The 12,549-nt window shown below is 61.6% G+C and carries 8 protein-coding genes; 4 read left to right on the forward strand and 4 right to left on the reverse strand.

Going from position 1 to position 12,549, the window contains the following annotated elements; genetic code table 11:
* Positions 1-203 precede the first annotated feature (203 nt).
* Positions 204-1,202 carry a tRNA dihydrouridine(20/20a) synthase DusA gene (gene dusA / locus ACN0Q0_RS06765; RefSeq protein WP_417242623.1) on the forward strand — a complete coding sequence of 333 codons (999 nt, stop codon included), beginning with the start codon at positions 204-206 and terminating at the stop codon, positions 1,200-1,202.
* 78 nt (positions 1,203-1,280) lie between these two features.
* Here dusA and ACN0Q0_RS06770 read toward each other — a convergent pair whose 3' ends face one another.
* The gene (locus tag ACN0Q0_RS06770) at positions 1,281-5,015 is read right to left on the reverse strand and encodes an efflux RND transporter permease subunit (RefSeq protein ID WP_417242624.1); all 3,735 of its coding nucleotides are present in this window, start codon (positions 5,013-5,015) and stop codon (positions 1,281-1,283) included.
* The gene (locus ACN0Q0_RS06775) at positions 5,015-6,139 is read right to left on the reverse strand and encodes an efflux RND transporter periplasmic adaptor subunit (RefSeq protein ID WP_417242625.1); all 1,125 of its coding nucleotides are present in this window, start codon (positions 6,137-6,139) and stop codon (positions 5,015-5,017) included. The genes ACN0Q0_RS06770 and ACN0Q0_RS06775 overlap by 1 nt, the downstream gene beginning before the upstream one ends.
* A gap of 504 nt (positions 6,140-6,643) precedes the next feature.
* Between ACN0Q0_RS06775 and ACN0Q0_RS06780 the strand changes: the two genes are divergently transcribed.
* The 3 genes from ACN0Q0_RS06780 (at position 6,644) to der (ending at position 10,394) form a co-directional block, all read left to right on the forward strand.
* Positions 6,644-7,306 (forward strand): hypothetical protein, encoded by a 663-nt coding sequence (locus ACN0Q0_RS06780; protein WP_417242626.1) that lies wholly within the window; start codon positions 6,644-6,646, stop codon positions 7,304-7,306.
* A gap of 94 nt (positions 7,307-7,400) precedes the next feature.
* Positions 7,401-8,735, forward strand: a complete 1,335-nt coding sequence (locus tag ACN0Q0_RS06785) for a PQQ-binding-like beta-propeller repeat protein (RefSeq protein ID WP_417242627.1) — start codon at positions 7,401-7,403, stop codon at positions 8,733-8,735.
* 171 nt (positions 8,736-8,906) lie between these two features.
* Positions 8,907-10,394 (forward strand): ribosome biogenesis GTPase Der, encoded by a 1,488-nt coding sequence (gene der, locus ACN0Q0_RS06790; RefSeq protein ID WP_417242628.1) that lies wholly within the window; start codon positions 8,907-8,909, stop codon positions 10,392-10,394.
* 87 nt (positions 10,395-10,481) lie between these two features.
* Here der and xth read toward each other — a convergent pair whose 3' ends face one another.
* Complete coding sequence (gene xth / locus ACN0Q0_RS06795) at positions 10,482-11,312, reverse strand: exodeoxyribonuclease III (protein WP_417242629.1); 831 nt, start codon at positions 11,310-11,312, stop codon at positions 10,482-10,484.
* 36 nt (positions 11,313-11,348) lie between these two features.
* Positions 11,349-12,548, reverse strand: a complete 1,200-nt coding sequence (locus tag ACN0Q0_RS06800; protein WP_417242630.1) for an NAD(P)/FAD-dependent oxidoreductase — start codon at positions 12,546-12,548, stop codon at positions 11,349-11,351.
* Between the last annotated feature and the right edge of the window lies 1 nt (position 12,549).

A 12,549-nucleotide genomic window follows, 5' to 3' on the forward strand; every position in this document is an offset into this window, starting at 1 on the left:
TGCGGCCCGCCAAATTTTGTGTCAAAACGGGGGATATGGGGCGAACGGGTGTTTGTTATCTGCGATAAGGGACGGTGAGTGCAGATGTCCTGTCAGCGCCACCGTGATCCCATTTGTCTTTTCTTTTAATGCTTATCTGTGCGAGACAGGCAAAACAGGCCGGACACATAACAACTGACACAGTCGAACACGTGCGTATGATAATGGATAATTCAACCAAAACAGATATTTGCAAAAGCGCAAAACTGTCCGTCGCACCGATGATGGATTGGACCGACCGCAATTGCCGGGTGTTTCACCGTGTGATGTCGCGCCATGCGCTGTTGTATACCGAGATGGTGACAGCCCCTGCGTTGGTGCGTGGCGGGGCGCGGCATTTGATTGCGTTCAACGCCGTCGAGCATCCCGTTGCGGTGCAACTTGGCGGCTCTGATCCGCGCGAGTTGGCCGAGGCGACCAAGATGTGCGTTGACGAGGGCTATGACGAGGTGAACCTCAACGTCGGCTGCCCGTCCGACCGTGTGCAATCGGGGGCCTTTGGTGCGGTGTTGATGAAATCCCCCGATCTGGTGGCGCAGTGTGTCACCGCGATGCAGGCGGCGGCGGGCGATGTGTCTGTGACCGTCAAATGCCGCATCGGTGTGGATGATCAGGACGCCCATGCGGTTTTGCCCGCCTTTATCGACACCATGCGCGCCGCAGGGATCACGCGGATGCAAATCCACGCGCGCAAGGCATGGCTCGACGGGCTGTCGCCGAAACAGAACCGCGATATTCCGCCGTTGGACTATGATCTGGTGCACGCGATGAAGGCGCGGTTTGGCGATATGCACCTGTCGATCAACGGCGGCATCACCACACTGGCGCAGGTGGGCGGCGCGTTGGATCATATGGACGGGGTGATGGTCGGGCGAGCGGCCTATCATACCCCGTACGACATTCTGGGGGATGCGGATCGGGCGGTGTTTGGCGACCCGCGCACGCCCCTGTCGCGCGAAGAGGTGGCGCTTGCGATGGAGGACCACATCGGGCGGCACATCGCGGCGGGCGGCAAGATTGCACAGGTGACGCGCCACATGTTGGGGCTGTTTGCGGGGCAACCCGGTGCGCGGCGATGGAAACGGATATTGTCGGAGCGCGGCCATCACGAGGGGGCGGATTTCGCGCTCGTCCGAGAGGCCTTGCCGCCACGCGATGTGTAACGCACGCGATCGTGCTAAACGAAAACGCCCCCGAATGTCGGGGGCGTTTTGTCTTTTGTGGGGGGTGATCCCTTGGGCCTATTCGGCGGCCCTGATGTCGGAGGGCGGTGTGTCGTCGTCCTCATCGCGCTTTGCGGCCTCTTTGGCTTTGGCGCGTTTGCGCAGCTCCGCCGTCGACGTGGCCTTGACCTCGGCACTGGCCATTTCGACCTGTGGTTCGGTCGGCATTTCGGGCGTGTAATCGGGGCTACCCCATGCATTCGCTCCCGTGGTCCAGACGAATTCGGGGTTCAGCGTGCGTCGGGCTTCGCGGTGCAAACGGTAATCGGTTGCGGTGCGCGACCGTGCGCCCACGAGGTTGGTCACGATCATCACAATCCGGTGGGCGATAACCCGCGCCCAGACCCGCAAGGCGAGCATGGCAGGGGTAAAGATCAGGGTCAGAACCGTCGCGATCCCGAGGCCGAACACCACAGCCGTGGCGAGGTTGGTCCAGAACTCGGCGGTGGGCGAGTTGATCGAATAGCCGCCGTTGATGAAGTCGAGCGAGAGCGCGAACATCATCGGCGCCAGACCCGCCATCGTGGTGATGGTGGTCAAAAGCACAGGCCGGATACGATCCTCGGCGGTGCGGATGATCGCCTCGATTTTCGGCATGTAGCGCGAGTATTCCTGATAGGTGTCGATCAGAACAATGTTGTTGTTCACCACGATCCCCGCAAGCGCCACGATCCCTGTCCCGGTCATGATCATGCCGAACGCCATGTCGCGTACGAGCAGGCCGATCAGCACGCCCGCGGTGGACATAATGACAGCGAGCAACACCAGAACGGAGTTGTAGAAACTGTTGAACTGCGCAAGCAGGATGATGAACATCAGGGCAAGTGCCGCGCCAAAGGCCTTGCCGAGGAAGGCCCCCGTTTCGCGTTGCTCCTCATCATCGCCCGTCCACTCCCATGAGACGCCCGAGGGCAGGGGGGTGTCGGTGGTGAGCCATTCGGTCAGCGTATCGATGCGCTCGGTCGGTGTGATCGAAATACCGTCTTCGGTCTTGAGATCAGGTGCCACGCCCGCTTTTACATCGTAGTAGCGTTTTTGGTCGGCGCGGTCGATTTGCGCCAGCTTTTTCACAGGCTCGCGGGTGATGAAGTTGGCAAGCGGGACAAGCCCGTCCTGCGTGCGTACCTTGAGCGTATCAAGGGTCGAGAGCACGCGGTACTCTTCGGGGAAACGCACGCGGATTTCGACCTCTTCGTCGGAACTGTCGACGCGCATGGTATCAAGCATGATGCCACGGGTGATCAACTGGATCATACCGCCAACGGTGGCGACATCGGCGCCAAACCGCCCTGCCTTTTGCACATCCACATCGATTTGCCAGTCAATGCCGGGCAGGGGGCGGGTGTCCTCGATATCGGTGAGGCCCGCCATGGTTTCATACTTGGCGCGCACAATGTCGGTGGCCGAGGCCAATGCCTCCCAGTCGTCGCTTTTCAGACGCAGGTGAACGGGTTTTGCCGAGGCCGGACCCATGCCAAGGTTTTGAATCTCGGTGAAAATACCGGGGATGGTGTTTAGGCGTTCCTGCAACTCGGCAATCACCACATCGCCGTCATAATCGGGCGCGACATGGGTGTTTTCCCACGGGATAAAGCCGAGCAGCCTGGTTGATATTGTCTCGTCGGGGCGGTCTTCCCACGGGATCAATTCCACCTGAATTTGTCCGATGGTGTCCGATGGACCCGCAGCCCCGCCGGTGTTGGCGTTCAACCCGCCCTCGCCGGCAAAGGCAAAGGCATTGTCGACGCCGCGTTGGGTCAAGACGATCTGTTCGGCCCGAGCCACGAGCGCGTCTTTCTCCGCAAGCGACAGGTTGCCACGGGCGCGGACATAGACGATGGCCTGTTCGGGTTCGGAGTCCGAAAAGAACTCCATACCGGCGTTGTTTTTGCCATAGTAGCCAAAGACACTCGCGACCGAGGCCACGACCACAACGATGGTGACAACGGGCATGATCGGGTTGCCGGCAATCGCCCATGTGAACCACCCGAAGGCGGTGCGTTTATAACCGCTATCGACCTTTTTCTTTTTGCGTTCAATACGTGCCGCAGACAGCGTGATCCCGAAAAGCGACGATCCGATCAGGAACAACACGGGGCCAAGGTAGGCGGCCCACGCGGCGTCGGGTGCCGCGTTGCCGAACAGGTAACCTTTGTTGATGGTCTGCATCATGGAGATGAACACCAGATAGGCGGCGGGGATCACCAACACGAAACGCACCCAATAGGGCGTTGTGCGGCGCAGACCCGCCGACATGCGATCAAATACCCGCGCGATGCGGCCCGACACCCCGCCCATAACAGGCAGGTACACAAGCGCCACAATCAGCGAGGCGGAGAGCACGAAAATGATGGTGACGGGCAACATGCCCATGAATTGTCCCGCAACACCGGGCCAGAACAGCATCGGCAAAAAGGCGCATAGCGTGGTGGCGGTGGAGGACACGATCGGCCAGAACATGCGTTTCGCGGCCTCGACGAAAGCGGCCATCGGGCCTTCGCCCTCATCCATTTTGCGGTCGGCATATTCGACCACCACAATGGCGCCATCCACCAACATCCCCACGGCGAGGATCAGGCCGAACATGACGATGTTGGAAATGGTGATGCCCATGATCCCGAGCAAGATAAAGCACAGCAGGAACGAGGTCGGAATGGCAAATCCCACAAGCAGGGCGGAGCGGATGCCGAGCGAGGCCAGAACCACGATCATCACAAGCGCAATTGCGGTCATCACCGCGCCCTCGAGTTGGCTCACCATCGACGCCACCTGACGCGACTGGTCGTTGGAGGTGCCGACTTCGATCACCTGACGCAATTCCTTTGGCCATGTGTCGACCTCGGCGGCCACTTCGGTTTTGATCAACTCCACGGTGTCGATGATCGGGAAGCCTTTGCGCTTGACCACTTGCAACGCCACGGTGGTCTCGCCGTTAAAACGGGCGGTTCCGGCGCGGTCCTCGAACGTGAGGCGGATGTCGGCCAGATCGCCAAGGGTGATCACGCGGTCGCCATTGACCTTGACCGGTAGGGCCATCACATCGCTTTGGTCGTTGAAACTGGCGGGGATCTTGATCGCGAAATTGCCCTGTTCGGTTTGCACCTCACCTGCGGCGACCAACTGGTTGTTGTTGGCCACAACGGAAATCAGTTCCTGCGCCGTGACGTTATAGGCCTCAAGGCGCAGAGGATCGATTGTCACCTCGACCATCTCGTCGCGCTGACCCGTCAGTTGCGCCTCCAGAATGGGCTCGAGCCCCTCGAGGCGGTCCTGCATCTGCTTGGCGTAGCGCACAAGCGTGCGTTCGGGCACGGGGCCTGTCAGGTTGACAATCAGGATCGGAAACTCGGAAAAGTTGATCTCGTTGATCGAATAGCTGTCCGCGCCTGCGGGAAACTCGGCCTCGACGCGGCCCATGCGGTCGCGCACATCCGCGATCACCTTGGTCTTGTCCCAACCGAATTCGAACTCCATCGCCAGACCGCCATAGCCCTCGGCGGCGGTGCCTGACATTTTATCAAGGCCGTCGAGATCGGCCATTTCGGTTTCCATCGGTTCAACGATCAACCGTTCGGCGTCCTCGGCGGAAATGCCGGGGAAGGGGACGGAGACAAACAGTGCCGGAATTTCGATGTCCGGTTCGCCCTCTTTGGGCAGGCCGATGTAGGCCGCCGTGCCCGCGATCAAGGTGAGCGCGATAAAGGCAAGGATCATACGGGCGCGTTCACCGGCCCAGTCGACGATACCCGTCATCAGTTGATCTCCTCGAAATGTGGCTCGACAGCGACGCCTGCGCGCACGTACTCCTGTCCGACGGTGATGATGTCGGCCTCCTCGGGCAGGCCCGAGACCCAGACGCCGTCAACGCTGTCGCGGATCACCTGAACAGGGACAAAGGCCACGGTGCTGTCGGCATCGACGATGCGCACACCGAGCAAGCCCTCGTCGTTGAGCGTCAGGGACGACTGTTTGAGCAGATGCGCCGATTTCCCGTCCGAGCGGATGGCCATTTCAACGGTTTGACCGTCGCGGATGGCAAAATCGCTGTTCGGCACTTCGATTTCGACGCGGAAGGTGCGTGTGGTGGGATCGGCGGAGCGTGACAGGAAGGTCACGCGGCCGGTGATCTCGGTGCCTGTCAACAGGCGTGCGGCGGCGAGGGTGCCGACCTCGATGCGATCCACTTCGGCCTCGGGCGCGTAGGCCACGAGTTTCATCGGGTCGAGCTGAATGATGGTGGCGCACAGGGATCCGGACTGCATCAGGGTCCCCAGTTCCGCCGTGTCGCTTTCCAACAGTCCCGCAAATGGTGCCTCGATGGTCAGGTTTTCGATATCCTGTTCCGTTTGGGCAATGGCGGCGCGGGCGGCTTCGAGGGCGGCCTCGGCGCTGAGCACATTGGTTTCGGCGGCGTAGCCCCCTTCGGCCAGTTTTTGCGCATTGCTCAGGCCCACTTCGGCCTCGGCCACGGCGGCTTTCACCTGTGCCAATGTCGCCTCGCGGGTGCCGAGGTCGAGTTGGCACATCACCTGTCCCTCTTCGACGTAGGATCCTTTGCGCAGGGGGGCGGAGACAACGCGGCCCGATGTTTCGGCGGAGACACTCACCGAGCGGGCCGCCTGTGTTTCCCCGCGCAAGATCACCGCGCTATCAAGCACTTCGGCGGTGGAATGTTCGGCGACGACCTTCATCGCGGCTTTCTCGTCCGTGCTGCGGTTGGCGGGCGGGGCCATCGCGGCGGTCTCTTGTCCGGCGTCAACGGCGACCTCTGCGGGGGCCTCGGCGCCGGCGATGTCACCAAGTGTGTCGCGTTGGAATACAAAAAAGTAGAGGGCCATGGTCACGACGATGGCGATGAGGATGGGAACGATGCGCATTTATGTCTCTTTACTGTCTTTGGCCAAAGGGCGTCGGGGTGGCGGTGCGCGGGGCGCGGGCATTTGGTTTGGTGGTACCGGATCTCTGTTAATCCGATTAACATTGCAGTCAAGATGGGGCGATTACGGCGTGATCACAAGGTTTTGACCGAATTATATCTGAACTACGGCCGGTGTGCGGCGTTGGTTTAACCTTTTTGCGCCCGAAATACGAAAAAATATTACGGTGCGTAAAGGCCGGCGGGTGAAAATGTGCAATCTGTGCATGTCGTTTGTTGCATGCGTTGAGGGGTGTTGTGAGGGATCGGGCGACAAAAGTAAACCGTTCTGTTCAGGTTGCCACCCCCGCCTGTGTTTGCCGCGCCTGTTGCCGCGCCGTTGTGCCGTGCAACACCCGACCCCGTGCGGGTCACCGGCACACGGATGGCTGTCCCCCCTTGGCATTCCCGCGTTGTTCGGGGTAAGAGTTTGGCCAAACGTAATAGATAACGTAGCGGGGCGGCTTTGAGCGATACTGATAGCTTCATCGAAGAGGTGACCGAAGAGGTCAAACGCGACAAACTGTTCGCGATATTCCGGAAATACGGATGGATCGCCGTTTTGGGTGTGATCGTTCTGGTTGGCGGGGCATCTTACAACGAATACGCCAAATCCAAGGCCCGCGTTGCCGCCGAGGCCGCAGGCGATGCCATTTCGGCGGCTTTGGCGGTCGAGGACGCACAGGCCCGCGCCGATGCGCTCGGCGCGCTTGACCTCGCGGGTCAGCCGCGCATCCTGTCCGATATGATCCGTGCGGGCGAATTGCACGCGGTTGGCAATGCCGATGGCGCTGTGGCGGCGCTTGCGCCCTATGTCGCCGATGCGACACTGGCCCCTGTGTACCGCGATCTCGCCGTGCTCAAGACTGCCATGCTTGGTGCGGCCAATATCGACGCCCAGGCCCGCATTGCCATGTTGGCCTCCATCGCGTCACCCGGTGCGCCCTACCGCCTCTTGGCCGAAGAGCAAATCGCGGTGGCCCAGATCGAAGCGGGCCAACTGGACGCGGCGATCGAAGGTCTGCGTGCGATTGCCGAAGATGGCGAGGCAAGTCAGGCCTTGCGCCGTCGTGCGGTTCAGATGATTGTAGCTTTGGGTGGTGATTTGACCGCCGCAACCGATGGCTAAGGCCGATTGAATTCTTTGGGTCCACAGTGGCCCGAACGCGCGCGGTCGATGACCGTGGCGCATACACCGAGAAAGACGAGGGGAGTGCTCGCACATGACCGTATTGGGTAAACGCGCCGTCAAAGCCGGACTATTTGGGTTGGCGGTGACACTATCGGCATGTGGGGCAGGGCGCGAAGTCATCTTGACAGGGGAGCGCCTTGATCCGCGCAGCGGCACCCCTGTGGCCCTTGCGGGCGCGGTTGCCAATACATCGGCCAAAATCGCGCTCGGCAAACAGGTTTCGCGTTCGGCATGGACCCATACGGGAGCGGGCCGTTTGCATGACGCAGGCCACAACGCCTTTACCGCCGCGACGCCGGCCGTGGCATGGACCACGCCGGTTGGCGACGGCAATTCGCGCAAATACCGTCTCACCACCGATCCTGTCGCCGCCCAAGGCCTCGTGATTGCGATGGACGCCAAGGCCCAACTCACCGCCGTTTCTGCCGTCAGCGGTGCGCCCGCGTGGACGCGCGATCTGACCCCTGCGGGCGAAAAGGCCGGCGATGCCACGGGTGGCACGCTTGCCATTGACGGCACGACCGTTTTTGCCACCACGGGCTACGGTGAACTGGTTGCCCTTGACCTCGTGTCGGGCGGCGTCAAATGGCGCCAACGCATTGATGCCGCAGGGGCCGCCGGTCTCACCGTCTATGACGGTCTGGCCTATGTCGTCGGGGCCGATAGCCGCGCCTGGGCGGTCGAGACCGCAAACGGGCGCGTGAAATGGGAAATGTCCGGCCCCGAGGCCGTGACCTCGCGCGTGGGGGCCGCGTCCCCCGCCGTGACCGACACTCTGGCCATTGTGCCCTTCGCCACGGGCGACCTGTTCGGCTCGTTCCGCAAGGGTGGCCTGCGCCAGTGGTCGGCAAGCCTCGCGGGGCAGCGCAAAGGGTTTGTCTACGCCAACGTGTCCGACATCACCGCCGATCCGGTCGTTGTGGGCAACACCGTCTATGTCGGCAATCAGGCGGGCCGGTTCGCCGCGTTTAACATCGAGGGCGGCGAGCGCCTGTGGACCGCGACCGAAGGGGCGTACAGCCCCGCGACGGTCGTTGGCGGTGCCGTGTTCATCGTGACCGACCGCAACGAGATTGTCCGCCTGAACGCGACAACGGGCGAACGGGTGTGGGGCGTGCAATTGCCGCTTTATACCGTTGAAAAAGAACGCAAACGCAAAGGCGTCTTTTCCCACTACGGCCCTGTCGCCGCGGGGGGGCGTCTTTGGGTTGCCTCCTCTGATGGCGTGCTGCGCGGCTTCTCTCCCGAGAGCGGCGCCTTGGTGTCGCAACTTGCCCTGCCGGACGGGGCGGCCTCCGATCCGATCGTTGTGGGCGGCGTCATGTATCTGTTGCTCGATAACGGCACATTGGCCGCGATCCGCTAACCCCGCGCGGTCCCGTGTGATTGCAGCAAAGGTGACGCAAAACAGGGGCCAACGCCGCGTGCTTTGGCCCTGAGGCGCGATAGGGCTTTACGGCCCCCCGCGTCTCGGTGTATCGCAGCCGCTTGAACGCCGCGCATATGTGTGGCCGCTGGATTTAACGGGAGTTATCCCATGAGTTTTTCGCTCGCTATCGTCGGACGTCCCAATGTGGGCAAATCGACCCTTTTCAACCGCCTCGTGGGGCGCCGTCTTGCCTTGGTCGATGATCAACCCGGTGTGACGCGCGATCTGCGCGAAGGCGAGGCCAAGCTGATCGATCTGCGCTTTACCGTGATCGACACGGCGGGGCTTGAGGAGGCGACCGACGAGAGCCTTCAGGGCCGGATGCGCAAGCTGACCGAACGCGCCGTGGACATGGCCGATGTGTGCCTGTTTATGATCGACGCGCGTGCGGGGATCCTGCCCGCCGACGAGGTGTTTGCCGAAATTCTGCGCAAACGCGCCAAACACGTGATCCTCGCCGCCAACAAGGCCGAAGGGCACGCGGGCGAGGGCGGGTTCCTTGAGGCCTATTCGCTTGGCCTTGGCGAACCGATGCGCATCTCCGCCGAGCATGGCGAGGGCATGGGCGAGCTGTATGACATCTTGCGTCCGCTTGCTGACGGCTATGACGAGCGCGCTCAGGCCGAGGCGCCCGAGGTCGACGTCGAGCTGACCGAAGAAGAGCAGGAACTGGGCGAAGACGCCGGTGTGTCGCGTGATTTCACCGCCGAAAAGCCGCTGCAAATCTGTGTGGTGGGCCGTCCGAACGCGGGCAAATCCACGTTGATTAACAAGCTGTTGGGCGAAGAGCGCCTGTTGACGGGGCCGGAGGCGGGCATCACCCGCGACAGTATCTCCGTCACGATGAACTGGAACAACACGCCCGTGCGCGTGTTCGACACCGCGGGCATGCGCAAAAAGGCCAAGGTGCAGGAAAAGCTCGAAAAGCTTTCCGTTGCCGATGGTCTGCGTGCGGTGAAATTCGCCGAAGTTGTGGTGGTGCTGCTCGACGTGTCCATTCCGTTCGAGCAACAGGATCTGCGCATCGCCGATCTGGCCGAACGCGAAGGCCGCGCCGTGGTCATCGCCGTGAACAAATGGGACGAAGAGACCGATAAGTCCAACAAAGCCAAAGAGTTGCGCGAAGAGTTCACGCGCCTTTTGCCACAGTTGCGCGGCGCACAATTGGTGACGGTGTCGGCCAAAACCGGCAAAAACCTTGATAAGTTGCAAGAGGCGATCCTCTATGCGCACCAAGTGTGGAACCGCCGCGTACCTACGGCCAAGCTCAACACATGGCTGTCGGCCATGACCGAGGCGCACCCGCCCCCCGCACCGGGTGGCCGGCGCATCAAATTGCGCTACATGACACAGGTAAAAGCCCGCCCGCCACAGTTCGTGGTGATGTGTAGCCACCCCGATGAATTGAACGCCTCGTACAAGCGGTATCTGGTCAACGGTCTGCGTGCCGATTTCGACATGCCGGGGACACCGATCCGTCTGTTTTTCCGCAGCCAAGCGGATAAGAACCCGTTCAAAAACAAGACAAAATCAGTGCCGTCGCGCCTGCGCAAGCACCTTGGCAAAGGGCGCGCGGACGAAAAGAAAAAGTGGTAAGCCGCCCGGGCGGGTCCACATCGACACAGCAAAACGGCGCGTGGGTTTGATCCAACGCGCCGTTTTTGTCTGTCCGGTGGGGGCGGTTTAAATGTCGAGGTCAACCCAGATCGGGACGTGATCGGAGGGTTTGGCCTTGCCACGGGTTGCCGTATCGATCTGGCAATCGGTGAGGCAATCGGCGGCTTGCGGTGACAGCAAAACGTGGTCGATCCGAATGCCGTCGTTCTTGTTATACGCGCCCGCTTGGTAGTCCCAGAACGTGTAGGTTTCGGGTGCCGATGTGGTCACGCGCAGCGCATCGGTAAATCCGAGATCCATCAGCCGACGAAACGCGGCGCGGCTTTCAGGGCGAAACAGCGCATCCTCGCGCCATGCCTCGGGCCGCTTGGCGTCCTCGGCCTGTGGAATGAGGTTGAAATCCCCCGCCATCAAGAACGGCTGTTCAAGGGCCATAAGTTCGGTGGCACGGGCGTGCAGGCGGGCGAACCATTTCAGTTTGAAATCGTATTTCGATCCGGCAACGGGGCTGCCATCGGCGTTGAGATCGACGGGGTTGCCGTTGGGCAGATACAGCCCGCAAATGCGCACCGCATCGCGCGCGCCCATCACCGTGGCCTCGATATAGCGGGCCTCTATGTCGTCTTCGCCATCGCGCCCCATCCCTTTGCCATCTGGCAAGCCACGGGTGACATCCTCAAGCGGCAGTCTGGACAGGATCGCCACGCCGTTGAACGATTTTTGCCCATGGGTTTCAACGATATAGCCCATGTCCTCAAAGTGCTCGCGCGGAAAGTTTTCGTCGACCGACTTGATCTCTTGGAGGACCACCACATCGGGTTCGGCCTCGCGCAGCCAATCGGTGAGCGCGTCAATGCGGGCTTTGATCCCGTTGATGTTGAAACTGGCGATTTTCATGTGAGGCTCCCGTTGGTTTGTGCCTTTGTAGGGGGCTTAACGGGATGCTGCAATGGCGCGACCACAGGCGGCGGCGGATGACCATGCCCATTGGAAGTTGTAGCCGCCAAGCCACCCCGTGACATCGACCACCTCGCCGATGAAATACAGCCCCTTGACCGCCTTGGCCTCCATCGTGGTGGAGGACAGCGCATCGGTGTCCACGCCGCCAAGCGTGACTTCCGCCGTGCGGTAGCCCTCGGACCCAACGGGGCGCAACGCCATCGCGTGCAGCGCATCGGCGATGGCGTGGAGCGCCTTGTCGGAGTGGTCCGCCAGATTGCCCGACAGGCCCAGACGTCCGGCCAGTGTGGTGGCCAGTTTGGCGGGAAAGATCGTGCCAAGCGCCGTGTGCATCTGGCGGCGGCCGTTCTCGGCGCGGGCCGCTTTGAGTGCGCCGAATATATCACGGGTGGGCGACAGGTTCACGGTGACCGGATCGCCCTCGCGCCAATAGCTCGACACCTGCAAAATCGACGGCCCCGACAGGCCGCGATGCGTGAACAACAGCGCCTCGTCGAACGCGGTGCCATTGGCCGTCACACGCGCGTCAAGGGCGGTGCCCGACAGCGGCGCGATCCAGTCGAGTTCCTGCGGCGCAAAGGTCAGCGGCACGAGGGCAGGGCGGGTGTCGGTCAGGGCCAACCCGAAGTGTTCCGCGATCTGGTATCCGATGCCCGTGGCCCCCATTTTCGGGATGGATTTGCCACCCGTGGCGACCACGACGTTGTGGGCTGTCACCGTGCGGCCCGACAGGGTCACGCGAAACTGCGTGCCATCATGGGACACCGCGTCAATGGTGGTGCCCAGTGCAATATCCGCGCCCCGCGCCTCGGCCAGAAGCATGTCGATGATGGCTTGGGATTTACCATCGCAAAACAACTGGCCAAGGGTCTTTTCGTGATAGGTGATCCCGTGTGACACGGCCAGATCGACGAAATCCCACTGGGTGTAGCGTGCGAGGGCGGATTTGGCGAAGTGTCTGTTCGCGCTGATGAAATTATCCGGTCCGGCGTAGATGTTGGTGAAATTACACCGCCCGCCGCCGGAGATACGCACCTTTTCGGCGGCGCGTTTGGCGTGATCGACCACCAACACCTTTGCGCCGGTTTGCGTCGCGAATTTGGCACAGAACAGCCCCGCCGCCCCCGCGCCGAGTATGATGGTGTCGTAGTGGGAGGCGATTGGTCTGGTCATA

The sequence above is a fragment of the Celeribacter sp. genome (assembly GCF_048259695.1).
GTDB lineage: Bacteria > Pseudomonadota > Alphaproteobacteria > Rhodobacterales > Rhodobacteraceae > Celeribacter.